The 23,925-nt window shown below is 64.4% G+C and carries 25 protein-coding genes and 4 tRNA genes; 13 read left to right on the top strand and 16 right to left on the bottom strand.

From position 1 onward, the window contains the following. Nucleotides 1-180 precede the first annotated feature (180 nt). Both AC5WEY_RS16200 and AC5WEY_RS16205 read right to left on the bottom strand, forming a co-directional pair. On the bottom strand, nucleotides 181-600 hold the full coding sequence (locus AC5WEY_RS16200) for a thioredoxin family protein (protein WP_495646672.1): 420 nt from the start codon (nucleotides 598-600) through the stop codon (nucleotides 181-183). After that, on the bottom strand, nucleotides 597-1,376 hold the full coding sequence (locus AC5WEY_RS16205; protein ID WP_057476414.1) for an LmeA family phospholipid-binding protein: 780 nt from the start codon (nucleotides 1,374-1,376) through the stop codon (nucleotides 597-599). The genes AC5WEY_RS16200 and AC5WEY_RS16205 overlap by 4 nt, the downstream gene beginning before the upstream one ends. A gap of 130 nt (nucleotides 1,377-1,506) precedes the next feature. Between AC5WEY_RS16205 and AC5WEY_RS16210 the strand changes: the two genes are divergently transcribed. From AC5WEY_RS16210 to pstB, 6 genes are all read left to right on the top strand, one after another. Beyond that, on the top strand, nucleotides 1,507-2,268 hold the full coding sequence (locus tag AC5WEY_RS16210) for a winged helix-turn-helix transcriptional regulator (RefSeq protein ID WP_057476383.1): 762 nt from the start codon (nucleotides 1,507-1,509) through the stop codon (nucleotides 2,266-2,268). Further along, nucleotides 2,269-3,174 (top strand): mycothiol synthase, encoded by a 906-nt coding sequence (mshD, locus tag AC5WEY_RS16215; protein ID WP_495646673.1) that lies wholly within the window; start codon nucleotides 2,269-2,271, stop codon nucleotides 3,172-3,174. It abuts the gene before it with no gap. Between the two features lie 202 nt (nucleotides 3,175-3,376). Beyond that, on the top strand, nucleotides 3,377-4,477 hold the full coding sequence (gene pstS / locus AC5WEY_RS16220) for a phosphate ABC transporter substrate-binding protein PstS (RefSeq protein ID WP_057476385.1): 1,101 nt from the start codon (nucleotides 3,377-3,379) through the stop codon (nucleotides 4,475-4,477). A gap of 87 nt (nucleotides 4,478-4,564) precedes the next feature. Then, nucleotides 4,565-5,602 (top strand): phosphate ABC transporter permease subunit PstC, encoded by a 1,038-nt coding sequence (gene pstC, locus AC5WEY_RS16225; RefSeq protein ID WP_057476386.1) that lies wholly within the window; start codon nucleotides 4,565-4,567, stop codon nucleotides 5,600-5,602. 3 nt (nucleotides 5,603-5,605) lie between these two features. Beyond that, nucleotides 5,606-6,514: a phosphate ABC transporter permease PstA gene (gene pstA / locus AC5WEY_RS16230; protein ID WP_057476387.1), complete on the top strand. Its 909-nt coding sequence runs from the start codon at nucleotides 5,606-5,608 to the stop codon at nucleotides 6,512-6,514. A 37-nt stretch (nucleotides 6,515-6,551) separates the two neighbouring features. Further along, nucleotides 6,552-7,328, top strand: a complete 777-nt coding sequence (pstB, locus tag AC5WEY_RS16235; protein WP_094679883.1) for a phosphate ABC transporter ATP-binding protein PstB — start codon at nucleotides 6,552-6,554, stop codon at nucleotides 7,326-7,328. Between the two features lie 123 nt (nucleotides 7,329-7,451). Here pstB and phoU read toward each other — a convergent pair whose 3' ends face one another. The 6 genes from phoU to AC5WEY_RS16265 all read right to left on the bottom strand — a co-directional run bounded on the left by phoU (nucleotide 7,452) and on the right by AC5WEY_RS16265 (nucleotide 14,046). Next, nucleotides 7,452-8,126, bottom strand: coding sequence for a phosphate signaling complex protein PhoU (gene phoU, locus AC5WEY_RS16240; protein ID WP_495646674.1), 675 nt, complete (start codon nucleotides 8,124-8,126; stop codon nucleotides 7,452-7,454). Nucleotides 8,127-8,192: 66 nt separating this feature from the next. Next, on the bottom strand, nucleotides 8,193-10,112 hold the full coding sequence (locus tag AC5WEY_RS16245) for an LCP family protein (RefSeq protein WP_495646675.1): 1,920 nt from the start codon (nucleotides 10,110-10,112) through the stop codon (nucleotides 8,193-8,195). A 118-nt stretch (nucleotides 10,113-10,230) separates the two neighbouring features. Further along, on the bottom strand, nucleotides 10,231-11,370 hold the full coding sequence (gene dusB / locus AC5WEY_RS16250) for a tRNA dihydrouridine synthase DusB (protein ID WP_057476390.1): 1,140 nt from the start codon (nucleotides 11,368-11,370) through the stop codon (nucleotides 10,231-10,233). A 91-nt stretch (nucleotides 11,371-11,461) separates the two neighbouring features. After that, nucleotides 11,462-12,418: an acyl-ACP desaturase gene (locus AC5WEY_RS16255; protein ID WP_495644586.1), complete on the bottom strand. Its 957-nt coding sequence runs from the start codon at nucleotides 12,416-12,418 to the stop codon at nucleotides 11,462-11,464. Between the two features lie 261 nt (nucleotides 12,419-12,679). Then, nucleotides 12,680-12,755, bottom strand: a tRNA-Lys gene (locus AC5WEY_RS16260). Nucleotides 12,756-12,822: 67 nt separating this feature from the next. Further along, complete coding sequence (locus tag AC5WEY_RS16265; protein WP_495646676.1) at nucleotides 12,823-14,046, bottom strand: lipase family protein; 1,224 nt, start codon at nucleotides 14,044-14,046, stop codon at nucleotides 12,823-12,825. Between the two features lie 600 nt (nucleotides 14,047-14,646). Here AC5WEY_RS16265 and AC5WEY_RS16270 point away from each other — a divergent pair. The 6 genes from AC5WEY_RS16270 (at nucleotide 14,647) to AC5WEY_RS16295 (ending at nucleotide 16,879) form a co-directional block, all read left to right on the top strand. After that, nucleotides 14,647-15,315, top strand: coding sequence for a TetR family transcriptional regulator (locus AC5WEY_RS16270; RefSeq protein ID WP_057479303.1), 669 nt, complete (start codon nucleotides 14,647-14,649; stop codon nucleotides 15,313-15,315). 79 nt (nucleotides 15,316-15,394) lie between these two features. Then, a tRNA-Glu gene (locus AC5WEY_RS16275) sits at nucleotides 15,395-15,467 on the top strand. Nucleotides 15,468-15,591: 124 nt separating this feature from the next. Next, a tRNA-Asp gene (locus AC5WEY_RS16280) sits at nucleotides 15,592-15,665 on the top strand. A gap of 56 nt (nucleotides 15,666-15,721) precedes the next feature. Then, nucleotides 15,722-15,798: transfer RNA gene (locus tag AC5WEY_RS16285), tRNA-Phe, on the top strand. 117 nt (nucleotides 15,799-15,915) lie between these two features. Next, complete coding sequence (locus tag AC5WEY_RS16290) at nucleotides 15,916-16,491, top strand: DUF6584 family protein (protein WP_057479302.1); 576 nt, start codon at nucleotides 15,916-15,918, stop codon at nucleotides 16,489-16,491. 85 nt (nucleotides 16,492-16,576) lie between these two features. Further along, nucleotides 16,577-16,879, top strand: a complete 303-nt coding sequence (locus AC5WEY_RS16295) for a hypothetical protein (RefSeq protein ID WP_495646677.1) — start codon at nucleotides 16,577-16,579, stop codon at nucleotides 16,877-16,879. Here the strand turns inward: AC5WEY_RS16295 and AC5WEY_RS16300 are convergent. The 7 genes from AC5WEY_RS16300 to AC5WEY_RS16330 form a co-directional block, all read right to left on the bottom strand. Then, complete coding sequence (locus tag AC5WEY_RS16300; RefSeq protein ID WP_495646678.1) at nucleotides 16,876-17,184, bottom strand: ANTAR domain-containing protein; 309 nt, start codon at nucleotides 17,182-17,184, stop codon at nucleotides 16,876-16,878. The two genes, AC5WEY_RS16295 and AC5WEY_RS16300, sit on opposite strands and share 4 nt — an antisense overlap. Before the next feature lie 89 nt (nucleotides 17,185-17,273). Beyond that, entirely contained in the window at nucleotides 17,274-17,858 is a 585-nt protein-coding gene (locus AC5WEY_RS16305; protein ID WP_057479299.1) for a helix-turn-helix domain-containing protein, read from the bottom strand. Nucleotides 17,859-17,894: 36 nt separating this feature from the next. After that, nucleotides 17,895-18,806, bottom strand: a complete 912-nt coding sequence (locus AC5WEY_RS16310) for a pseudouridine synthase (protein ID WP_495646679.1) — start codon at nucleotides 18,804-18,806, stop codon at nucleotides 17,895-17,897. Between the two features lie 91 nt (nucleotides 18,807-18,897). Next, a complete protein-coding gene (locus tag AC5WEY_RS16315; RefSeq protein WP_495646680.1) occupies nucleotides 18,898-19,893 on the bottom strand; it encodes an NADP-dependent oxidoreductase in 996 nt (331 codons plus the stop codon). An 11-nt stretch (nucleotides 19,894-19,904) separates the two neighbouring features. Continuing rightward, nucleotides 19,905-20,330 carry an organic hydroperoxide resistance protein gene (locus AC5WEY_RS16320; protein ID WP_032377436.1) on the bottom strand — a complete coding sequence of 142 codons (426 nt, stop codon included), beginning with the start codon at nucleotides 20,328-20,330 and terminating at the stop codon, nucleotides 19,905-19,907. Continuing rightward, a complete protein-coding gene (locus tag AC5WEY_RS16325) occupies nucleotides 20,327-20,785 on the bottom strand; it encodes a MarR family winged helix-turn-helix transcriptional regulator (RefSeq protein WP_495646681.1) in 459 nt (152 codons plus the stop codon). Before AC5WEY_RS16325 ends, AC5WEY_RS16320 begins: the two co-directional genes overlap by 4 nt. Nucleotides 20,786-20,883: 98 nt before the next feature. Beyond that, on the bottom strand, nucleotides 20,884-21,927 hold the full coding sequence (locus AC5WEY_RS16330; protein WP_495646682.1) for an iron-siderophore ABC transporter substrate-binding protein: 1,044 nt from the start codon (nucleotides 21,925-21,927) through the stop codon (nucleotides 20,884-20,886). Between the two features lie 247 nt (nucleotides 21,928-22,174). Between AC5WEY_RS16330 and AC5WEY_RS16335 the strand changes: the two genes are divergently transcribed. Further along, on the top strand, nucleotides 22,175-23,266 hold the full coding sequence (locus AC5WEY_RS16335) for a 3-deoxy-7-phosphoheptulonate synthase (RefSeq protein WP_495646683.1): 1,092 nt from the start codon (nucleotides 22,175-22,177) through the stop codon (nucleotides 23,264-23,266). On the opposite strand, the gene AC5WEY_RS16340 is transcribed toward AC5WEY_RS16335, so the two are convergent. Further along, a complete protein-coding gene (locus tag AC5WEY_RS16340) occupies nucleotides 23,263-23,883 on the bottom strand; it encodes an alpha-ketoglutarate-dependent dioxygenase AlkB (protein ID WP_495646684.1) in 621 nt (206 codons plus the stop codon). The genes AC5WEY_RS16335 and AC5WEY_RS16340 overlap by 4 nt on opposite strands. Nucleotides 23,884-23,925 lie beyond the last annotated feature (42 nt).

Below are 23,925 nucleotides of genomic sequence, written 5' to 3' on the forward strand. Positions count from 1 at the left end.
CCGACATCACGCATGGGCGTGGCGGCAGAAGGAAATCAGCAGCAGCGACAGCAACAACCGCCCAGTCGGCACAGATCAACCGTGCGTCGACTGGTGAGCATCAGCTCGTGGCGGGAGAACACGAAGAGCATCCTACCTGCTACCAGCGGCGCATCGAACCGCCCACCCGAGCGTAGGTGGTCACAGGGCGTCGAGCGCCGACCGCAGAGCCGCCGCGGAGGGAACCCCCGCGATTCTCGAGCGCCGACGCAAGTCGGTGTCGAGCACGAACGTGGTGGGCAGCGACAGCACCCCCAGCTCGCGAGCGAGGACCGGATGGGTATCGATGTCGAGCTCTACTTCGCGGGCCCCACCGCGGTCGTCGAGTACTTGGCCTACGACGCGACGGACGGCGGCACAGGGTCCGCACCAGTCCGCCGAGAAGTGCAGCACGGTCGCGGTGTCGGTCGTGACGCCTGCCTCCAGCAGGAGAGGACGTACAGCGTCGGAGTCGGAGTCGGTCTCTCGTACCGCGCGCACGGTGCCGGATCGGCTCCGGAGGTAGAAACCGGTAGCCACGGCAAGGACCGCCACGACCACCAGAACTGTGATTCCAGTCACGGCTTCTCGATCTCGTTCAGGTCGATCGTCACGTTGTCGCCCGAACCCTCGATGACGATCTGCGACCCTTCCGCGTACACGTCGGTCGGCAGCAGTCCGAAGGGCAGGTTCTGACTCTCGATGGTCTTGGTGAACAACCCGAGCACCGTCGGCTTGGCGAAGTCGGGAATCGTGAAATCCGCCCGACCCTCCGGACCGAAGTAGAAGTCCGATGCCACGATGGCGACGCTGTCTCCCTCGAGCAGCAGATCGGCTTCGACGCTCACGGTCGTTTGCAGTGGGCCGACCGGCACCGTTCCGGTCAGCACGACGCCTCCGGTGGTCGTCTTGCCCGAGCCGCCGGAGCCGCCCGTGCCGTCGGACTTGTCGGCCGGCGGCGCAGAAACCTGCAGGTCGACGATGCCGAGGAACCGCCCGAGGTCCGTCGCCTCGATCCGGACACGGCCGTCGAGTTCGTCGACCGGAATGGCCCGGACGTTGTTGTCGATCAGGTCGGACAGGGCGATGTGTACGCCGCGAAGGTTGGCTTCGATCGTCGTCGAGCCGACGTACTCGGTGGGGACGTCCTGAGCCCTGATCTCGATGTTCTGGTAGCGGCCGTCCGCTGCCTGGGTCAAGAACGGGAAGCCGTGCACGATCACCTGGGGGTCCGAATTGAGTTCGCCACCCGCGCGAATCGCTCGTGAGACCCGGTACTCGGAGTACGCCGCCGCGCCGAAATCCACGACGAGCGCAAGGGCCAGCAGGCTGACGAGTCCGATGAGAAGTGTGCGCACGCGTCCATTGTGACCGACGGGTGCCGCACTGCCCGCTTCGGCCAGTTGTACGGACAAGCTAGTCTGTGTCCTTGACGAACACTCCAATCCAGCTCGGGCTGGACCGGCCAGCAGCAAGAACGGAGACGCAGTGGAGCTCCTACTACTGACCTCCGACCCCAATCCGGAGGGCGTTCTTCCATCCCTTGCTCTTCTGGCGCATCACGTGCGCCCGGTGCCCACCGAGGTCTCCTCGCTACTCGAAGCGGGTTCGGCCGATATCGCTCTCGTGGACGCCCGCACCGATCTGGCTGCAGCACGCGGGTTGTGTCGACTGTTGGGAAGTACCGGCTCGGCCATCCCCGTCGTCGCAGTCCTCACCGAGGGCGGGCTGGTAGCCGTCAACTCCGATTGGGGCCTGGACGACATCCTGCTTCCCGGTACCGGGCCGGCAGAACTGGACGCGCGCCTGCGGCTGCTCGTCGGGCGTAGCGGCGGCGTCGCGAGCCCGGAGACATCGGGCAAGATCACGCTCGGCGAGCTGATCATCGACGAGGGCACCTACACCGCGCGCCTGCGTGGTCGTCCGCTCGACCTGACCTACAAGGAATTCGAGCTGCTGAAGTATCTGGCTCAGCACGCGGGCCGCGTGTTCACTCGCGCCCAACTGCTGCAGGAAGTGTGGGGCTACGACTTCTTCGGTGGCACACGCACCGTGGACGTCCATGTTCGACGCCTGCGCGCCAAGCTCGGTACCGAGTACGAATCGCTGATCGGCACCGTGCGCAACGTCGGATACAAGGCGGTCCGGCCCGCGCGGAACAGCAAGGGCGGCCCAGCGGCATCGGACGGCGCGGGCGGGGATTCCGGCGATGCGGATTTCGAGTTCGAGCAGGAGAGTACTCTCTCGTAGATGAGTTCGGATACTGCGTTCGGCGTCCATCCCATCGACGGCGACGCACCGTCTCCTCGCGTTTCCGGCGAGATTCATGGGATCCTTTCTCGCGCAACGGAAGCCGACGGTACCGCGCCCCTGTCGGAGCAGGCAGTGAAGGCGGTCGACGCGGGCGAGGACGTCGTTCGGCTCGTCGCCATCGAAGGTGATCGCGTCGTCGGCTACGCCGGAATCGCCGACGGGATGGCCGAGGCGGTGGTCGATCCGGCTTCCCGCGGTCTCGGCATCGGTCGCGAATTGGTTTCTCGCGCACTCGATATCGGGTCCGAGGCGCGAATCTGGGCGCATGGCAACATCGCCGCGGCGCAGTCCGTTGCAGCTCGTCTCGAGCTGACGGTGGTTCGGGAGTTGCTGCAGATGCGTCGGGCATCGGCCACTCCTGATCTCCCCGATGTTGTTGTGCCGGATGGTATTACGTTGCGGACCTACCGAGGCCATCAGGACGACGCAGAGCTGCTGCGAGTGAACAATGCGGCGTTCTCATGGCATCCCGAGCAGGGTGGCTGGACCGATCGCGACATCGCCTCGCGCCGCGACGAACCGTGGTTCGATCCGGCGGGTCTCTTCCTGGCGTTCGAGGAGGGCAGCGACCACCTGCTGGGATTTCACTGGACGAAAGTGCACGCCGCCGAAGCGAGCGAGCCGGCCATCGGTGAGGTGTACGTCGTCGGCATCGATCCGGAGTCCCAGGGCCGTGGTCTCGGCCGAGTGCTGACCCTGGCGGGCATGCATTACCTGCGCAGCCGCGAACTGAGCCAGATCATGCTGTACGTCGAGGCGGACAACACCGCCGCCGTGCACACGTACACCAAGCTCGGGTTCGTGAATTACCACGTCGACGCCGCGTACGCGCGCACCCCGTAAACGGACATTTCCAGCGCGGTGTTCATCTTCCGTTCACCCACGCGGGGGTAAACGTCTACCACCTGCCCTTACCTTTCTCCGTGGGTGGCAACCTACGCCGCCTGGTGCGAGGTTCTCTCGAGGAGCCGGCACCCACACAGTCACAGCGCGGCCGATCAGGTCCGAGCCGTGGACACGGCCCAAGATTCCTCGGAGGAAACAGGTGAACCTCAAGCGCAACGGTGCTCTCATGAGTGCAGTGGCCATCAGTGCCATGTTGCTGACCGCATGCGGTAGCGACGCGAACGTCGCCACCACGGACGGCGCATCCGAATCCTCGGCCAGCTGCGAAGGCAAGTCCCCACTGACCGGTGAAGGCTCGTCCGCTCAGCAGAACGCCATGTCCAACTTCACCTCGATCTACTCCGGCGTGTGCGCCGGAAAGGCCGTCGAGTACACCACCAGCGGCTCGGGCAACGGCCGCACGCAGTTCGTCGCCGGCCTCGTCGACTTCGCCGGATCGGATTCGGCCATCAAGGACGATCAGGCCGCCCAGGCCGCCGTTCGTTGCGCCAACAACCCGGCCTGGAATCTGCCCCTGGTCTTCGGACCGGTCGCTGTGGCCTACAACCTCGACGGTGTCGACAACGTTGCGCTGAACCCGGACGTCATCGCGCGCATGTTCACCGGCCAGATCACCACCTGGAACGATCCCGCGATCGCCGCCCTCAACGAAGGCGTCGACCTGCCGTCCACTGCGGTCACCCCGGTCTACCGCTCCGACTCCTCGGGCACCAGCGACAACTTCCAGCGCTTCCTCGCAGCATCCGCTCCCGAAGCGTGGACCCTCGACCACAGCTCCGATTGGGCCGGCGGCGTCGGCGAAGGTGCCAACGGATCCTCGGGCGTCGCCCAGGCCGTCGCGGCTACCCCCGGATCGGTCACCTATGTCGAGAAGGGCTTCGCCGACCAGGAGAGCCTCGGCACAGCTGCCGTCGACTTCGGCAACGGACCGGTCGAGCTCAGCACCGAGACGGCAGCCGCAGCGATCGACGCGGCAACGTTCTCCGGTGAGGGCAACGACCTCGTGATCGACATCGACGCGCTGTACGCCAGCAACGAAGCCGACACGTACCCGTTGGTCCTCGCGACCTACGAGATCGTGTGCTCGAAGGGCTACGACGCCGACACCACGGCAGCGGTCAAGTCCTTCCTGCTCAGTGCAGCCAACGAGGGCCAGCAGGGCCTCGAGGAAGCCGGCTACGTGCCGCTCCCCGATTCCTTCAAGGAACGTCTGGTCACCGCTGTCGAAGCAATCGCCTGATTCAATGAGACGTGATCTTGCTTCGGCTCGCGACACCGCGAGCCGAAGCAAGACCGTCCTCGACCTCCACACGAGACAGTGAGCGGTATGAGCGACACCCACTCGATGACCGGCGTCCCCTCCGCGGCTACCGTGCCCACCACGGGTGCCGCGCACCAACCGGAAGAACCACAATTGTCAGACTCGAAAGCATCGGGAACCGTCACACGTCCCGGTGACCGGATCTTCTCCGGCCTGGCCACGGGCTCGGGCATCTTCATCATCGCCCTGATTGCCGCCGTCGGTATCTTCCTGCTCTGGCGCGCGATCCCCTCACTGTCGAACAACACGGTCAACTTCCTGACCTACAACGGCGCGTGGGACACCTCCAACACCTCCGCGATGGTGTTCGGTGTCCTCGATCTCTTCCTGGTCACCGTTACCGTGTCGCTGTTCGCTCTGATTCTGGCGATGCCTGTTGCTCTCGGTATCGCCATCTACCTGACGAACTACGCACCCAAGCGGGTCGCAGGACCGCTCGGTTACATCATCGACCTGCTGGCCGCGGTCCCGTCGATCGTCTTCGGTCTCTGGGGCCTCTACGTCCTCGCGCCCGCCATCAGCCCGTTCGCCGAATGGCTGAACTCGTCGCTGAGCTGGTTCCCGCTCTTCAGCACCGGATCGGTGTCGATCGCCGGCGGCGGCACCATCTTCACCGGTGGCATCGTGCTCGCCGTGATGATCCTGCCGATCATCGCCGCCGTCACCCGTGAGGTATTCATCCAGACGCCGAAGGGTCAGGTCGAAGCCGCTCTCGCGCTCGGAGCCACCCGCTGGGAGGTCGTGCGCACCACGGTCATTCCGTTCGGCAAGTCCGGTTTCGTCTCGGGTTCGATGCTCGGACTCGGCCGCGCACTCGGTGAGACCATCGCGCTCTACATCATCATTCGCAGCACCCAGGCGACCTTCGGCGGAACGTTGTTCGACGGCGGTTCCACGTTCGCTACCAAGATCGCGTTGGCTGCGGGCGAGTTCAACAACCCGCTGCAGGCAGGTGCCTACATCGCCGCAGGTCTGGTGCTCTTCGTTCTGACCTTCGTCGTCAACGCCGGTGCTCGCGCCGCCATCGCCGGAAAGAAGGACTGACCCATGACCGCAACCATGGACAAGCCCGTCAAGGAACCCACGTTCCAAGGCGTCAGCGCTCGACGCAAAGCGTCCAACCTGACGGCGACCATTCTCGTCAGCCTCTCCGTGCTGGTAGCACTCGTTCCCCTGATCTGGGTGCTCTACACGGTGATCTCCCGCGGATTGTCGGCCGTCGTCTCACCCACCTGGTGGCAAAACTCGCAGGCCGGTGTCACCCAGTTCATCGCAGGCGGCGGCGCGTACCACGCCATCATCGGAACCCTCCTGCAAGGATTGTTCTGCGCCGTCATCTCCATCCCGATCGGCATCTTCGTCGCCATCTATCTCGTCGAATACGGTGCCGGTACTCGGCTGGCGCGAGTGACGACGTTCATGGTCGACATCCTCACCGGCGTGCCGTCGATCGTCGCGGCCCTGTTCATCTACGCCTTGTGGATCGCCACCTTCGGCTTCCAGCGCTCCGGTGTGGCTGTCGCCTTCGCGCTCGTTCTGCTGATGATCCCGGTGATCGTGCGCTCGGCCGAAGAGATGCTGCGTATCGTTCCTCAGGACCTGCGCGAGGCGTCCTATGCACTCGGCGTGCCGAAGTGGAAGACCATCGCCAAGATCGTCATCCCCACCGCGCTGTCCGGAATCGTCACGGGCATCATGCTCGCCCTGGCCCGCGTCATGGGCGAGACGGCACCGGTGCTGATCCTGGTGGGATCCGCTACCGCAATCAACTTCAACATCTTCGCCGGGCCGCAGACGTCACTGCCGCTCATGATGGTCGACCTGCAGAAAGCAGGAACCGGCGTGCTCACCGCTGAGCGCATGTGGGGAGCAGCCCTGACGCTGATCCTGATCGTGGCAATACTCAACATCGGCGCGAAGTTGGTCTCGAAGTTCTTCTCGCCCAAGAACTTCTGACCCACCCGACTCCAGCGAATCGTAAGGAACGAAGAACATGGCAAAGCGTCTCGATCTCAAAGACGTCAACATCTACTACGGCAAGTTCCACGCCGTCTCCGACGTCACTCTGGCCGTGCCGCCGCGCAGCGTCACCGCGTTCATCGGACCGTCCGGCTGCGGTAAGTCGACCGTGCTGCGGTCGCTCAACCGCATGCACGAGGTCACTCCGGGTGCCCGCGTCGAGGGCTCGGTGCTGCTCGACGGCGAGGACATCTACGGCAGCGGCGTCGATCCTGTGGGTGTGCGACGCACCATCGGCATGGTCTTCCAGCGCCCCAACCCGTTCCCGACGATGTCCATCAAGGACAACGTCGTCGCAGGTCTCAAGCTGCAGGGCGGCCGCGGCAAGAAGGAACTCGACGAGATCGCCGAGCGCTCGCTCAAGGGTGCCAACCTCTGGAACGAGGTCAAGGATCGCCTCGACAAGCCCGGTGGCGGCCTTTCCGGCGGTCAGCAGCAGCGTCTGTGCATCGCTCGGGCCATCGCCGTCTCACCCGACGTGCTGCTGATGGACGAGCCGTGCTCGGCACTCGATCCCATCTCGACGTTGGCCATTGAGGACCTGATCCAGGAACTCAAGCAGGACTTCACGATCGTGATCGTCACGCACAACATGCAGCAGGCCGCACGCGTGAGCGATCAGACCGGGTTCTTCAACCTCGAAGCGACCGGTAAGCCGGGCAAGCTCATCGAGATCGACGACACCGAGAAGATCTTCTCCAACCCGACGCAGAAGGCCACCGAGGACTACATCTCCGGCCGCTTCGGATAACCACGTACCGCGAAAAGAACCCCCGCCGAGCGAAAGCTCGATGGGGGTTCTTCTCGTTGTGCGCCTGCCCTGACACGAGCATCGAGTAGCGCTGTCGGGCAGCGCTACTCGACGACAGTGGTTCTACGAGGTGGGAATGTTGTTCTCGTGCAGATCGACCGGGAGCTGGCCGGTGACGAGGAAGATCACTCGGCGGCCGACCTCGACCGCGTGATCGGCGAAGCGTTCGTAGAAGCGACCCAACAGGGTCACATCCACTGCGGCGGCGACGCCATGGCCCCAATCACGGTCCATCAGAACCGTGAAGAGGTGACGGTGCAGATCGTCCATCGCCTCGTCTTCTTCCTGCAACTTTGCAGCGCGCTCGGGGTCGCGTGTCTCGAGAACCTCGCGCGCGGAGGCACCGATCTGAACGGCGAGGCGTCCCATCTCGGCGAAGTATCCGTTGACGACCTCGGGGAGGGCGTGGTTCGGGTGCCTGCGGCGGGTGATCTTGGCGACGTGCAGGGCGAGTGCGCCCATCCGGTCGATGTCGGCAACGATTTGGATACCGGCCACCACGGACCGGAGATCGCCTGCGACCGGAGCCTGCAGGGCGAGGAGTGTGAACGCCTTCTCCTCGCAGACCGCACTGAGGTCGGTGATCTTGTCGTGCTCGGAAATGACCTGCTCGGCGAGCACCAGGTCTGCTTGGAGGAGTGACTGGGTGGCCTTCTCCATGGCCGTACCAGCCAGGCTCGCCATCTCTCCGAGGAGATCGGCAAGCTCGTTCATCTGTTCGTTGTAGGCGACGCGCATGAGCGAAGTTTAGTAGGTCACACCGACCTGTTTACTGTCCCGAGGGTTAACGGAGCATGAATGGAGTCAGGCACACGTGTCGTCGGCGGCATTGGTGAACGACAAATCCTCCGGCAGGGGCGTGTTCTCGATCGACCCCTCCACCTGCGTTGCGTCGACTACGGTGCCGAACGCCGCCGGAGATTGCGTGTATCCGGGGTAGTTGGAGCCGAGCACCACCTCGACGACGTTGTTCAGACTCGGAGCCAGCTCGATGGCTGCGCCCGGGATCGCCGACGCGACGGTCGCTGCGGCCGCTTCCTGGTCCTGGGAGTAGCGCACGACGGTCTGGGCGGCAGAGCCCGAGAAGTTGCCTACCGTCAGGATCTGGAATCCGTAGGTCGCGAGCTCGTCCGATGCTGTTTGTGCCATTCCGGCGATGTCGGACGCGTTGGATACCTGCAGCGACACCGTCCCCGGCTCGACGGCCAGTAGCGGGGCGGCGGGCACCGCGGGGGGAGCCGACGATTCGGGGGCGACCGGGTCTGCGCGTTCCTCGCCGGGCAGCGGATCGTCGTCGATGATGGCCTGGAAGATGGCACCGATCGCGTCCTCGTTGGGGATCTCGTTGCCGTAGTCGTTGGTGCCGGTGGTGGGAATGGTGAGGAACGTGACCGCGCCTGCATCCACGTTCTGCAGCGACCGTCCCAACGTCACCAGGTCCTGCGTCTTGACGTTCTCCACGAACGTGTCCGAGGTGAACGCGTTGACGAACCCGTTGAGCTTTCCCGGATCGAGCAACACCTGGTTGGACAGTGCGGATCTCAGCAGGGACGAGAGGAAGCGCTGCTGTCGCTTGATACGGCCGTAGTCCCCGTTGCCCTCGGACTCGATGTTGCGGGCCCGAACGTAGTTCAACGCGGTGCGGCCGTCGATGCGTTGCGTACCGGGGTTGGGCAGCACGTCACCGAGTTCGTAGTCGAACAGCGGTTGCGCGGTGCACACCTCGACGCCGCCGACCTCGTCGACCATGGACTCGAACCCGGCGAAGTCCATTCCCACGAAGTGACCGATCCGCAGACCGGAGATCTTCTGGATCGTCTTGACCAGGCACTTGGGGCCGCCGAGGGCGTAGGTGGCATTGAGCTTGTCGCCGTAGGCCTCCGGGAACATCTCACCGGTGTAGGTATTGGTGTCGTTGTCGAACTGCTCGCACTCGGGGCGCGTCACGTCGAGGTCGCGGGGGAACGACACGGCGACGACGCGACTGCGATCGGCCGGAATGTTGACGAGCATGACTGTGTCCGAGCGGGCTCCCTCGGCGTCGGCGACGGTCCCGGCACCCACCTCGCCGCTGGCCCCGGTGCGAGTGTCGGTACCGACGATCAGGTAGGTCTCGTCGCCGTACTGGCCTGCGGCGTCGACGACGTCCGTCGAGTCGGGATCGAGCGCCGCGACCTGGAGAAATCCCTGGTCGGTGTTGCGGAGATATCCCCACACCACGCCGGTCAACGCCACCGAAAGGACCGCGATGACGGACACCAGACTCCGGCCGATCATGCGCAGCCGCCGGCGTCGTCGTACCCGGCTCATTGCCAACCGCGTCAGGGCCGGGCGATCCGAGGCGGGCGCGCCCACCGGTTCCGGTACGGCGTGCGGCGGCGTCGGCGGTACCGCTCGGGAGGGTGGTGGTGTGGCATCGGTGATCGGGGCGATGATCTCGGTCGGTTCTTCGATTTCGGGCCGGTCGGTGGGGGCCCGACGACTCGATCCCGAACGCGACATCTTGTCCACCAGCTCGGCTACCGAGACGGTGTCGGCATTGCGCGGCGATCGTTTGCCGAGCCTGCCGCTGTCGCCCGGCTGCGGTGGTGATTCCTGGTCCGGTGTGGACGGGCGTTCAGAGCGAGGCCGATGCTCTCCGTTTTGTCTGATTGAGGACAACGGGCGCTCCCATGGGGCGCGACCCTCGGGCACGGACGGGCCCGACTCTCGATCGTCTCCCACGAATTCGAACCTGGCCTTCCATCACACGCGCACGTTGCCTACTCGGCAATCCCAGCCATAGTACTGACTCGAGCGGCATGGTTCACTTCGTGCGAGGTGAGAGCCGATCAGCTGGGGATCAGCCGCCCGAATGCATCAGGTCGGCGCCGGCTGGGACGCAGATGTCCTCCGGATCGTCCAACCAGCCGTCGGGTAGAGAAACCGCGCCCGGTGAACCCTGTCGTCCGCGGGGACCCTCCGCGTCCTTGGGAAACGGAACGGTCGGATCCAGTTGCGCCAGCAGGTCGTCCAGCTCGGCGAGGGTGGACACCAACGCCATCGAGACTCGAAGATCCGATCCCGCGGGGAAGCCGCGGAGGTACCAGGAGACGTGCTTGCGCAACTCGCGCAGGCCCTTCTTCTCACCGTGGTGCTCGGCGAGCAACTCGGCGTGGCGGGCGATGATCGTGGCCACCTCGCCGAGGGTGGGTGGAACGGGCTCGGGCCGGCCGTTCAAGCGGGCGCTGAGTTCGGCGAACAGCCACGGCCTGCCCAGACAACCTCGCCCCACGACGACGCCGTCGCAACCGGTCTCGGCCATCATCCGGACCGCGTCGGACGCGGAGAAGATGTCTCCGTTGCCCAGCACCGGGATGCCGCTGACATGTTCCTTGAGTCGAGCGATCTCGTTCCAGTCCGCAGTACCGGAGTACCGCTGCGACGCGGTTCGGGCGTGCAACGCCACCGCTGCGGCACCCTCGTCGGCGGCGATTCTGCCCGCGTCGAGGTGCGTGTGGTGGTTCTCGTCGATGCCGACGCGGAACTTGACGGTGACCGGAATGTCGGTGCCCTCGGTCGCCTTCACCGCCGCGGCGACGATGCGACCGAACAGGTTCCGTTTGTACGGCAGAGCGGCACCGCCGCCCTTACGGGTGACCTTCGGCACCGGGCAGCCGAAATTCATGTCGATGTGGTCGGCCAGGTTGTCGTCGACGATCATCTTCGCCGCGGCGTACGTGGTGTCCGGATCGACGGTGTAGAGCTGCAGCGACCGTGGAGTTTCGGTGGGACCGAAGGTCGTCATGTGCATCGTCGCGGGCTGTCTTTCGACCAGCGCGCGGGCGGTCACCATCTCGCAGACGTACAGGCCCGACGTGCTACCTGCTCGCTCGAGTTCCTGCTCCCGGCACAGGGTCCGGAACGCCACGTTGGTGACGCCCGCCATCGGTGCCAGGACGACGGGGCTGCGCAACTCCAGGGAGCCGATCTGCAATGTCATGGAAGAGCCTTTGGAACGGAGGGAGAACGTGCAGGGAAAAGAGTGGTGCCCGGCACCGAAATCGGTACCGGGCACACCAGTCGAACGAAATTTACGACGCGCGTGCTTCGGCCTTGGCGCGTTCGCGGGCCAGGGAGCGGTCTCGCATTTCCTCGAATTTGGTGGCTTGGCGTTCGAGGTCTTCGAGGAATGCGGCGAGTTCTTCGCGTGTGTTCTCGCCGCGGGCGGTGAAGTCGGTGCGCTCGAAGACGTTCCATTTACGCAGGACCGGCCAGACGACGTCTTCGAGGTGCTGACGGAGGTCGTAGATGCCGTGCTTGGCCATGAGCACACCGTTGCGGCGGAAGTTCGGCATCCCGGCACCGGGCATGACGAAGTTGGTGACGATGTCGGAGACGGCCTGCAGTGTCTGATCGGGGGAGATGTCCATCGCTGCGCCGGTGATGTTGCGGTAGAACATCATGTGCAGGTTCTCGTCGGCGGCGATGCGTTGGAGCATCCGGTCGGCGATGGGGTCGTCGCAGACCTTGCCGGTGTTGCGGTGCGAGACGCGGGTGGCCAGTTCCTGGAAAGTGACGTACGCGACCGAGTGCAGCAGCCCGACCTGTGATCCGGCGGGGGAGGCGTAGCCGTTGGTCATGTGGATCATGCGGGCTTCTTCGAGGGCGACGGGGTCGACGCCGCGGGAGACGACGAGGTAGTCGCGCATGACGATGCCGTGGCGGTTCTCTTCGGCGGTCCAGCGACCGACCCAGGTGCCCCAGGCACCGTCGCGAGAGAAGTTCTCGGCGATCTCACGGTGGTAGGAGGGCAGGTTGTCCTCGGTGAGCAGGTTGGTGATCATCGCGGCCTGGGCGACGTCGGAGAGCTTGGACTGCTCGGGGTCGTAGTCCTGGCCGCCGAGGGCGGCGAAGTTGCGGCCTTCGTCCCACGGCACGTAGTCGTGAGGATGCCATTCGCGCGCCATCGTGATGTGACGGTTCACGTTGTCTTCGGCAGTGGGTGCCAGCTCCTGCAGAAGCTCGAGCTGTGTCAGATCCCTCGCCATTAGATCGCCTCCATAGATTGCGTACGACCGGTCCAGCTTACGGCGCCGTAGGTTCGGTGTGAACCTCGTCGCGCCTGTTCACTTGCTGTTCCGTCGGTGGTGATGTCCGGTGTCGACCGACGTGAATCCCCCGAATGTCGATCGACCGGTCGGCCTGCGTGAGAAGGTGCAGTTCCCCCTGCACGTCGCTCTGTCTCGGCCGATCGTTACTTCCCAGTGTACGTACCGGACAGGTGTGATCACTGTTACCCGGACGGTGTGTGGTGCCCCCAGTAGGACTCGAACCTACGACCTGCGGATTAAAAGTCCGTAGCTCTACCAACTGAGCTATAGGGGCGCGGCTCGAAAGTGTAACGGGCCGCGCAGTGCTGACGGCATGTACCCCCGACAGTGCCGCCGATGGGTCAGCGTCCGAAGCTGCTGCATCCGGTCGGTGCAGGAATGCCGGCCAATCGGTCGTCGATCCAGGCATACGCACCGGGGATGCCACTGATGGCGACGATGAGGTGTTCTCCCAGATACTCCTCGAGTCTGACGTCCGCTCCGTGAGCGCACCACTCGTCGTAGAGGGTTTCGGCCCCCTCCCGCGGAATCCAGAATTCCTGTTGTCCCTGGTAGATCATCGTGGGCACGGTCGGGGCGAGATCACCGCCGAGGCGAGTGGCCGCGATGACGTTCCGGGCGATCTCGGTGCGATCGACGTTCGGCACGTCCGACAATGCTTGTGCCGGTATCGGGGCGATCGCGCCTCCCGGCGCGAGCAGAGAAACGCACATGTCCTTGGCGACGGTGGCGAGGCGCAGGCCGTTCGCGTTCATCAGCGAGAACATCTCGGGGTATTCGCGGGCCACCCCCAGAGCTGCGGAAAGAAAGAGAGTGGACGCGACGGTTCCGTTCATCGACGTCAACAGAATCCGGTAGTCCGTCGGCGGGCCACCGAACGCCGCACCGACCAGGTTGACCTCCGGTGCGTACGTCGGTGCCAGTTGTGCGGCCCATCCGGTGGCGATCGCCCCGCCCGAATAGCCTGTCACCGCGATCGGCGATGACGCGGACACGCCGATCTGCGGTACTCGGACCATCGCGCGGAGGGCATCGAGCACCGCGTGCGCCGCCATGCGTCCCGCCGCGTACGCCTGCCGCGGACCCTCGTGATCGGTGACGACGACTGCATAGTTCTTGGCCAGGAACGCCTGTACCGCGGGGATCTCGCGGGCAATTCCCCGCGGCAGTGTCCACGACGGTGCACACGTGTTGCCCAGCGAGTTGATTGCCATGTTGTACGCCACCACCGGTCGGGTCCCGCGCCCTGTCCACGGAGCCGAGGGCACGATGACCGTCGTGACGCCGGCAACCGGACGATCCTTGGAATCGTTGGTACGAAACAAGATTTGCGTCGATGTGACGGGGGTGAGCAGCGGCCCGACGGTGACGGGTCGCGTTGCGAGGACCGAGCCAGGGGGTTGCTGTTCGTACCCCGCGGGCGGATCGAACCAGGGTTCGCCGAGCGGGGTCGGCAGGTAGAGGTCTGGATCGGGAACGGGGGCCACGAAGTTGCCGAAGGGGTCTGCCATCGCCGTGCCGGTCGGCGTGAGCATCAGCAGTGAGACCACGAAAAGTGTTGTCACGGAACGAAATATGCGGACCGAAGCCTTCATGGCATGCACTCGTTTCCGATAGGCCGAGCCGGCTGTGTGATGTATTTCACAGTATGCCGACGCGGTCCCGGGGGCTGCGCGATACCGGGAAAGTGTCGAAAACGTTATCGATCAAATTCGTGCGACATCGATTATCCAACATGGTATTTCGTACCCGAAACCGAAGCATCGACTGTAATCGGCTGGTGTTCAACGGCTTTGATCTGTTAACAAGTCTTACAAATCATTTGCGCTCGAGATGTGTTATGGCCGATAGTAATTCGACTTTCAACTGAATTCGTAGGCTGCAGCGCGGGTGTTCGCGATGTGGATCGGGAACGACGCGGTTCGGCGGTCCTGGACGGGAGACGCCCGGCAGAAGACGGCTCGAGTGCGCACCCCCTGCAGCGCACTCGAGCCGCGCAGACCATACCATCGGGCTTGTTTCGGTTGCCTAATCAAATCTTCTGTCGGCAGTGCCCGCCGAACCGAACCGCTGGTGAGTCGACTCGTGTGTCGTTCGGGTGAAGTACTCTCTATCTGTACTACCTGTGGATACGCAGGGCGCTTGGGCTCGGAGGCACGAAGTAAATGGCACAACAGGAGCGCGCACGGCGGACCCGGGCGGCCATCGTAGAGGCGGCGGCGGCGGAATTCGCCAAGCGTGGATACGCAGCAGCATCCGTCAACACCATCTTGGAAGGCTCGAATGCCACCAAGGGTGCGATGTATTTCCATTTCCAATCCAAAGAGGATCTGGCCAGAGCGGTGCTCGCGGCCGGACTGGATCGGTACGTGGCGATAACGGAGAAGTGGGCAGGCACCACCGCACACCCCTTCTATGTCATCCGGGGCATCGTGGACGACATAGCGCAGAACTTCCAGAACGACGTGATCGTGCGTGCCGAATTCCGACTGATAGTCGAGCCGGAGTTCTACGCGGAGGTTCATTCCGGCGGCGGTCGAGTATGGGGAGCGCAGGGGCACAAGCAGGCCGAGCGGGCTCTGGCGATGGGGGACCTCAAGCCGGAGTTTGATGCGGCCAAGTTCGTCCGAGTTCTCGCCGCGTCGATGGCTGGTCAGCGCTACATGTCCGATCTGGTGGCCGACAACGCGGACCTGCGCGAGCGGTTCGAGGAGTCGGTCGAGGTAGTTCTGTTGGCCATGGCGTCGGATCGTTGGCTTGCCGACTTCACCCGGCACGGGTGGGAACAGTTCGGTGAGAACTACGCAAAAACCGCCTCTGACCTGCCGGTTTGAGATTTGCCAGGAAAGTGTCCTAAGCTATCCCAGCTCCCAACGGAACGCCGTTGAGGGTAACGTCGAAGCAGTTCGGCGGGCCCCCTTCGTCTAGCGGCCTAGGACGCCGCCCTTTCAAGGCGGTAGCGCGGGTTCGAATCCCGTAGGGGGTACGTAGGAAGAGATCGGTTTGACAACCCGGTCGGCAGTACAGCAGTCTTCGTCTCACTCTTCACGAGATGCGGATTTGCAGTTCGGAGAGTTACTGCGCTAGAAATAGCGCGGCAACAACAGCAAGGCCCTGTGGCGCAGTTGGTTAGCGCGCCGCCCTGTCACGGCGGAGGTCGCGGGTTCGAGTCCCGTCAGGGTCGCAACATCGGTGCGAAATCACCGACATTGCGATGGCATTGTTTCACCGGTGCCGCCCGGCCAGGTAGCTCAGTTGGTACGAGCGTCCGCCTGAAAAGCGGAAGGTCGCCGGTTCGATCCCGGCCCTGGCCACCACGGTTTTGGATCGACACGCACCTTGAAAGCCCCTTCCGGTATCCGGGAGGGGCTCTTTCGTGGTCACGACGTCTCCGTGCTGTGTCGACAGCGTTCGTCGAGCGATATGGTCGACGCGTGGACGTGATCGATCGAGCGCAAGAGGATCTGGCGCGTGGAGACACCATCGGTGCTCGGGATCGGCTCGTCGGTGCCCTACGCCGGAACCCTGCCTCGCCGAGCATTCTCGAGCTGCTCGCGTACACCTATCTGGTGCTCGGCGATCGCGCTGCCGCCGGCGCGGCATGGTTCCTCACCGACAAGTCCGACGACGATCCAACGGCGTCGGCCGCATTCGCCGCACTGGCGCGAAAGTACAGGTCACCGTTGGCGCTGGCCGAGGCTCTTCCCATCCACGCGCCCTCGGACTGGTATCCGGTCCGTGCTCGGATCCGCCTCGAACGACTCGGGGCGGCTGTGGAAGCCAATGGTCAGCGCTGGGTGCCGCCGCGTGACGTCGTCTACTTCGACGAGGACGGGCTGAACTCCGACGACTTCTACGATTCGACCGTCGATACTGGAGATGCCGAATACGACGGCGACCGAACCGGGTCGAGCTACCGCTCGGTGCGACAGCGTGCGATCGCGGCTGCGATCGTCATCGCAATCGCGGCCACGTCGGCGTCGGTGGTTCTGGCGCTCATCTTCGGGTGACGATCGGTTCCGGGACGAGCGACTGCGCGCTGAGCGTAGAGTCGCAAAGGAAATTCCGGACGACGACCGAGGGCGACTTCTTTTCATGGGCACAGTGAACGGCGCACCCTCACCGGCACCGAGGGACGACAACTATGCCGTCAATCTAGAACAGGCGCGGGTCTTCGCCCGAGGCTTGGCCGAACACATCAAGACGTGCTCGGCGTCCATCGAAAGCGCACAGAACAAGGCATTTCGAGCTCGCGCGGAACGCGCAATATCCCGAGCCCGAGCGTTCGAGTCCGAGGCATCGACGCTGCGGGCCGAGCTCTACGAGATGTACCGCCATATCGATGCGATGACGGCCCGGTTTCCGGAACTGCGCACCGATCCGGCCGTCCGCGGTTAGCCCGTCGGCACCGCTGCGGAATCGGTGACGGCGCCGAACGCGGCCTCGGCACCGCGACGGCCCAGGGCCGAGCCCCACGTTGCGTACACGGCATCGGTGGTCGAGGACCGTGCGATATCGCGTCCCTCCGCGACGGTGATCAGGGTGCGGGACAGATCGAACAGGCTGACTCGATGATGCCGGGCTGTTGCGAACAGCTCGTCGATGGCGTCGGCGACGGATCCACCGTGAATGCCGATGAGCACTCCGGTCGCGATGTCCACGTCGGTGCGAGACGCAGGTGAATCAAGCAGTCTGTCGGTCATCTTTTTCCTCGAGATGGTGTTGTCGGTGCGGATGACCGAGGCGGAATCTGGCGTCGAGCGGCTTCACTGTCTCACACGGACACGACATTTCATACCGTCGGTTTTGCCCGCACGTGCATCCGCTCGCCCTGGGGTCCGAACAGGCTCAGCAGCTCCACCGGCCGGTTCCCCACGGCACCGAACCAGTGCGGCACCCGGGTGTCGAATTCGGCCGCCTCACCGGGTTTCATCGTCAGATCGTGCTCGCCGAGAATCAGTCGCAGCGTGCCGTTCAGCACGTAGAGCCACTCGTATCCTTCGTGGGTTCTGGGGCGAGGCTCGGAGTCCTCCGGTTTCACGAGAAGCTTGTAGGCCTGCAGTCCGCCCGGACGCAGGGTCAGGGGAAGAATCGTCACGTGTTCGCGAACGGTGGCCGTCGTGCGCACCCGTGGGTCGGCGACAGGGGGTGCTGTCACCAGATCGTCGAGCGGCATCTGATGGGCCCGAGCTATCGGCCACAGAAGTTCCAGGCTCGGTTTGCGGTCGCCGGATTCGAGACGCGAGAGCGTGCTGATCGAGATTCCCGTGGTCTCGGACAGTGACGCCAGCGTGGTGTTCTTCTCCATCCTGATGCGCTTGAGACGTGGACCGAGGCCGGCGATGACCTCGTCGAGGCTCAACGATGCTTCCTTCATCCCTGTATTGCAGTTTCGGCAAACGAATTTGTCAAGTCAGGTGAGTGGTGACGCGGGGTGATCGAGACTCCGATTGCTCTCGAACCGTCGAACCAGCCCACTGAGCGGATCGACGAATTCGATCGAGCGGGCGAGCAGCCGGAGTGGATCGGAGTAGTCGTCGTCGGCGACCTCGCGGAACGAGGGATAGAAGTTGTCGCCGACGATCGGAATTCCCAACGAGCACAGATGAACCCGAAGTTGGTGGGTCTTACCGGTGCGGGGGTGCAATCGATACCGGCCATAGGATCCGATGGTGTCTACCAGATCGACGAGTGTCTCGGCGTTGGGTTCTCCCGGAACCTCTCGGGCCTGAAGAACGCCGCGCTCCTTGATGATTCGGCTGCGTACCGTCAACGGGAAATCGATGTCGGTTGCGAGTGGGGCAATGGCCTCGTACTGCTTGGTGATGGTGCGTTGAGCGAACAGTTCCTGGTACGGCCGGCGAGCCTGTTGCCGCACGGTGAACACGAGAACGCCTGCCGTGAGCCGGTCCAGACGGTGCGCCGGGCTCAGCTCGGGTAGGTCGAACCGGCGTCGCAGCAGAACGAGGGCCGAGCGAGCGACGTAGGCGCCGCGCGGAGTGGTGGCCAGAAAATGCGGCTTGTCGACCACCAGTAAATTCTCGTCGCGATGGAGGACGTCCGGGGAGAACGGAACCGTCGGCTCCACCGGCGGATCGCGGTAGAGGTAGATGTCGGCACGCGGTCTCGCGATCGTCGCCCCATCGATGGGAATGCCTGTTGCGTCCACGATTTCGCCGCCCGCAACTTTCTCGGTCAGCCTCGCCGCGTCCTGCGGGAACCGTGCACGCAGGTACTCGAGCACGGTGGCTCCGGTTGCGATGTCGGGCATCCGGACCCGAGTGGGGTCGAGGCCGTCGCGCAACGGCAGTGGGGCGGCAGGCATGCATCGACTGTAAACGGTCCGAGCATGGAAACACCCCGGCCGGAATTCCCGGCCGGGGTGTGGTCTGTGGTGCAACCGCTCGGGTTTCGACCTAGATGGTGACGACCATCTTGCCGGTGTTCTCGCCCTTCATCAGACCGATGAACGCCGAAGGAGCGTTGTCGAGACCGTCGACGACCGTCTCGTCGAACTCGATGGCACCGTCGTTCAGCCACTCGGTCATCTTCGCGCGGAATTCCTCGGTGACGTGTGCGTAGGAGCCGACGATGAAGCCCTTGAGTGTCAGCTCCTTGCCGATGGCCAGCACGAGGTTGCGCGGAGCGGGAGTGGGCTCCGTGGAGTTGTACTGAGCAATGGCTCCGCACATCGCAATTCGGCCGTACCTGTTCATCGAACCGATAGCGGCTTCGAGGTGCTCCCCGCCGACGTTGTCGAAGTACACATCGATACCGTCCGGTGCGGCCTTGCGGAGCTGCTCGGCAACCGGACCGTCGTGGTAATCGAATGCTGCGTCGAAACCGAGCTCGAGCAGGCGAGCGACCTTGGCGGGAGATCCCGCACTGCCGATGACGCGGGAAGCGCCGAGCGCCTTGGCGATCTGGCCGACGAGCGACCCGACTGCGCCGGCAGCGCCGGAGACGAAGACGACGTCACCCTGCTTGAACGAGGCAACCTCGGTCAGTCCGGCGTACGCCGTCGTTCCGGTCATTCCCAGTGCGCTCAGGTAGGCGGACGCCTTCGCGGCCGAGAGATCGACTTTGCTCGCTCCGGTGGCCGGGACGATGGCGAGATCACGCCAACCCTTGCCGTGCAGAACCGCATCGCCGACGGCGAAGCCCTCGGCCTTGGACTCGACGATCTCGCCGACGGCACCGCCGTCGAGTGGTGCATCGATCTGGAACGGCGGGACGTACGACTTGACGTCGTTCATCCGACCGCGCATGTACGGATCGACCGACATCACGATGTTGCGGACGAGGATCTGCCCGTCTGCGAGTTCGGGGAGGTCGACGTCCTCCGCGCGAAAATTATCTTCGGTCGGCCAGCCTCGAGGGCGGGACGCGAGGTGAATTTCGTGTGCCTTCATGGTGTTTCCTCTTACTCGTCTTCGGTGACTGTGACGGTGACGTCGATGTTGCCGCGGGTGGCGTTGGAGTACGGGCACACCTGGTGGGCTTTGTCGGCCAGGGCCTGTGCGTCGTCGCGGCTCAGGTTCGGCAGCGTCACCTCGAGGGTGACGGCGAGCTGGAAGCCGCCTGCGTCGTTGGGTCCGATGTCGACGCGAGCGCCGACGGCCGAATCGGTGACGTCGGCCTTGTCCTGGCGCGCCACCATCTGCAGTGCGGAATGGAAGCATGCGGCGTAACCGGCGGCGAAGAGCTGCTCGGGGTTGGTGCCGTTGCCGCTGCCGCCCATGGCCTCCGGGATGGCGAGGTCGAGATCGAGGCGTCCGTCGGAGGTGCGGGCGTGGCCGTTGCGGCCTTCTCCGGTCGCGAGGGCTTCGGCGGTGTAGATGGTCTTCATGATTCTCCTTCTGTCGTAAGCGAATCGGTGTGATGTAGAGCGCTCGTCAATGCGTCGAGCGCGTCCTTGAGTCTGACGAGATCGTCGACTCCCATGCCGGTCTTCTCCGCCAGCTTGCGGGGGATGTCGAGTGCCTTTGCGCGCATGGCGCTACCGGTCTCGGTGAGGTGGATTTCGACGCGGCGTTCGTCGGTGCTCAGTCGTCGACGCTCGATGAAACCGAGACCTTCGAGTCGCTTGAGCATCGGCGAAAGCGTGCCGGTGTCCAGATCGAGTTCGGCGCAGATCTCCTTGACGCCGCGCCCGTCCTTCTCCCACAGCACCAACAGCACGAGGTACTGCGGGTAGGTGACGCCGAGCTCGTCGAGCATCGGGCGATACACCGCAGTCGTAGCCCGCGATGCGGAGTACAGCGCGAAGCACACCTGACGGTCGAGTGCGAGTTCGTTGGTCACGAGAAGAACAGTAGTGCACGTTTAAGTCGTGCGCAACCTAAAATCCCTCGTGCGCGTTTTGCGTACCCTCAAGGGCGCAAAACGCGCACGACGAGGGATCAGCTCTGCAGGGCGCTCTTCAGGCCGTCGAGCACGATGGTTGCCGCCGTCGGGCCTGCGTTGAGGTACCAAGGATCGTCGTCGACGCGCACGATGTGGTTCTCGGTGGCTGCGCTCATACCGGTCCACAGCGGGTTGGTGGTGTACGACGCGGCGCTCGAATCGGCCTCCGCGTCCTGGCTCGATACGAACACCCAGTCGGCGTTCGCGAGCTGAATTTCCTCCTCGCTGAAGTCCTGCGAGGTCTTGTCGAACTGCTGACTTTCGGGCCGTGCCAGGCCGGCGTCCCAGGCGATGTAGCCGGCGAACGAGGGCACGCCGAACACTCGCGCCCGATCCGCGGTGAAGCGGACGAAGGAGACCGTGGGCGCGCCGTTGCCGGAAACCGAATTACCCAGTGTTGCAGCGTCGGAGACGAAGGTATCGATGAAGGTCTGCGCTTGCTCGGTTCGGCCCAGCGCGTCGGCGAGCAGTAGGAAATCCTGCTTCCAGTTCACTCCGGTGCCTTCGGTGAGCACGGTCGGTGCGATGGTCGAGAGCGTCGGGTAGATGTCTTCGGAGCCGGTCTTGTTCGCCAGGATGAGGTCGGGTTCGGTAGCGGCGATGGCTTCGATGTCGACGCTCTGGCGGTTGCCCACGTCCACCATCTGCGTCAGCTGGTCCGTGTACTGGGGGAACGAGAAGCTGATGTAGTCGGGCACCAGGTCGGCTCCGTCACCGTAGGCGGCTCCGGTCGGAACGACGCCCAGTGTAAGGGCCGCGTCGAGCTGGCCGGTAGCGATGACGACTACCTTCTTCGGTTCGGCGGGGATGTCGGTGGAGCCGCCGAAGTGGCCGACCGTGCGCGGGAACACTCCGTCCGAAGCTCCCGAACCCATTCCGTCGGGGATGCCGGTCGGTCCCGGTGCGTCCGTCCCGGCGTCACCGGTGGCCGCTTCGGTACTGGTGGAGAAAGTGGCGGTCTGCTCGGCGGTGCCGGCGCAGGCGACAGTGGTCAGCGCGGTGACTGCGGCGATCGTGGTGGCCAGGAGTAGACGTTTCACTTCGTTCTCTTTCACAGATCGGACGTAGTCAGGGAACCCTAGCCTAAAACTGTCCGAGCTGACTTCGCGATCGATCCATCTGTTACGGTGCTCTGCATGCAGCGCATGTATTTCTGGTTTAGCAGGCCGGCCCCGGGTGGGTCAGCCAGCGACGCCATGCGCTGACCTCCACCCCACGAGCCGGATACAGACCGGCTCGAAGTGTGCGTGGAGCATGTTGAGCCGGCCTGGGAACAGGAACCCTCTCATGACGCTCTCCCTCGACACCCCGTCACTCGATGATCAACGGACGATCAGCATCAGTCCGCTGGTTGCGCCGTCGGTCGTGCGCCGCGAACATGCAGTCGACGACGCGATCTCGGCGAGTGTCCGTACCGGACGCTCCGGTGTCGTCGACATTCTCGACGGCCGCGACGATCGACTGATCGTCGTCGTCGGCCCGTGTTCGGTGCATGACACCGATGCTGCCCTCGAGTACGCCCGCCGGCTTGCCGCCACGGCAGCCGAGTTGGGCGATCGACTGCACATCGTCATGCGGGTCTACTTCGAGAAGCCCCGGACGACGCTGGGCTGGAAAGGCCTGATCAACGACCCGCACCTCGACGGCAGCTTCGACATCAACGAGGGCCTCCGAGTGGGACGCCAACTGCTGCTGGACATCTCGGCGCTCGGCCTGCCTGTCGGATGTGAATTCCTCGACCCGATCACCCCGCAGTACATCGCAGATCTGGTGAGCTACGGTGCCATCGGAGCACGGACCGCTGCGAGCCAGGTGCACCGTCAGCTGTGCAGCGCGCTGTCGATGCCGGTGGGGATCAAGAACTCCACCGAGGGCGACATCCAGGTAGCGGTCGACGGAACCCGTGCTGCGGCCGCGAGCCATGTCTTCCCCGGAACCGATCTCGACGGCAAGGCGGCGCTGATTCGGACCGTCGGAAACCCGGACTGCCACGTCATTCTCCGCGGGGGCGTCGACGGACCGAACTACCATGCCGAATCGGTCGCCGATACCGTTGCGCGACTGCGTAAGTCGGGTCTGCCGGAGCGTGTCGTCATCGACGCCAGTCACGGCAACAGCCGCAAGGACCACAACAAGCAGGTCGACGTGGTCACCGATGTGGCCGGCCGAGTCGCAGCAGGCGAACACGGCATCGTCGGGCTCATGCTCGAAAGCTTCCTGGTGGCGGGGCGTCAGGATCTCGAACTCGGGCACCGCGAGGATCTGGTGTACGGGCAGTCGATCACCGACGCCTGCCTCGACTGGGATACCACGGCAACACAATTGAATGCCCTCGCTGCGGCCGTGGAGGCGCGTCGGAGCTCGCGTACCGCGCGTTAGCGGACCCCGCGCGGCCGGAACTGCACGCTGATGCGTGGGCCGGTCGCGCGGGTGGACTTGGGGATCGCGTGCTCCCACGTCCGCTGACAGGATCCGCCCATCACCACCAGATCTCCGTGTCCGAGCGTGAACTTCAGCGACGTACCGCCGCCGCGAGGCCGAAGCATGAGTTGTCTTGTGGCACCGAGCGAGACGATCGCGACCATGGTGTCCTCGGTGGCGCTGCGGCCGATGTTGTCGCCGTGCCAGGCGACGCTGTCGGACCCGTTGCGGTAGTAGCACAGCCCCGCGGTGGCGAAGGACTCGCCGAGCTCGGGGCGGTAGTGATCGTCGAGCGCGGCACGCGCGTCGTACAGTGCCGCGTTCGGCCAGCGCTCGCGCTCGGCGTAGAACCGAACCAGACGCGGTACATCGACCACGCGGTCGTACATCTGTCTGCGTTCGGCGCGCCAATCCACGTCGGTCACCAGGGAGTCGAAGAGGTGGGAATCGGACAACCAACCCGGGCGTACGTCGATCCAGGCACCGAGCGTGAGCTCCCGTCGGGTGACGGACTGCAGCGACCCGACGCCACCGTCGTCGTCACCGAAGAGCGAACCTTGCATCGCGAGCGACATGGTTCGACTGTATCGAACAGGTGTTCCCATTTCCACCGACCG

This window comes from Rhodococcoides sp. S146-33 (assembly GCF_059489205.1).

Excerpts from the sequence above, each read along its gene's own strand:
- mshD (WP_495646673.1), top strand. The coding sequence starts at position 2,269 with ATGAGTTCGGATACTGCGTTCGGCGTCCATCCCATCGACGGCGACGCA.
- pstC (WP_057476386.1), top strand. The coding sequence starts at position 4,565 with ATGAGCGACACCCACTCGATGACCGGCGTCCCCTCCGCGGCTACCGTG.
- pstA (WP_057476387.1), top strand. The coding sequence starts at position 5,606 with ATGACCGCAACCATGGACAAGCCCGTCAAGGAACCCACGTTCCAAGGC.
- pstB (WP_094679883.1), top strand. The coding sequence starts at position 6,552 with ATGGCAAAGCGTCTCGATCTCAAAGACGTCAACATCTACTACGGCAAG.
- phoU (WP_495646674.1), bottom strand. The coding sequence starts at position 8,126 with ATGCGCGTCGCCTACAACGAACAGATGAACGAGCTTGCCGATCTCCTC.
- dusB (WP_057476390.1), bottom strand. The coding sequence starts at position 11,370 with ATGACATTGCAGATCGGCTCCCTGGAGTTGCGCAGCCCCGTCGTCCTG.
- AC5WEY_RS16255 (WP_495644586.1), bottom strand. The coding sequence starts at position 12,418 with ATGGCGAGGGATCTGACACAGCTCGAGCTTCTGCAGGAGCTGGCACCC.
- AC5WEY_RS16270 (WP_057479303.1), top strand. The coding sequence starts at position 14,647 with ATGGCACAACAGGAGCGCGCACGGCGGACCCGGGCGGCCATCGTAGAG.
- AC5WEY_RS16295 (WP_495646677.1), top strand. The coding sequence starts at position 16,577 with ATGGGCACAGTGAACGGCGCACCCTCACCGGCACCGAGGGACGACAAC.
- AC5WEY_RS16300 (WP_495646678.1), bottom strand. The coding sequence starts at position 17,184 with ATGACCGACAGACTGCTTGATTCACCTGCGTCTCGCACCGACGTGGAC.
- AC5WEY_RS16305 (WP_057479299.1), bottom strand. The coding sequence starts at position 17,858 with ATGAAGGAAGCATCGTTGAGCCTCGACGAGGTCATCGCCGGCCTCGGT.
- AC5WEY_RS16310 (WP_495646679.1), bottom strand. The coding sequence starts at position 18,806 with ATGCCTGCCGCCCCACTGCCGTTGCGCGACGGCCTCGACCCCACTCGG.
- AC5WEY_RS16315 (WP_495646680.1), bottom strand. The coding sequence starts at position 19,893 with ATGAAGGCACACGAAATTCACCTCGCGTCCCGCCCTCGAGGCTGGCCG.
- AC5WEY_RS16320 (WP_032377436.1), bottom strand. The coding sequence starts at position 20,330 with ATGAAGACCATCTACACCGCCGAAGCCCTCGCGACCGGAGAAGGCCGC.
- AC5WEY_RS16335 (WP_495646683.1), top strand. The coding sequence starts at position 22,175 with ATGACGCTCTCCCTCGACACCCCGTCACTCGATGATCAACGGACGATC.
- AC5WEY_RS16340 (WP_495646684.1), bottom strand. The coding sequence starts at position 23,883 with ATGTCGCTCGCGATGCAAGGTTCGCTCTTCGGTGACGACGACGGTGGC.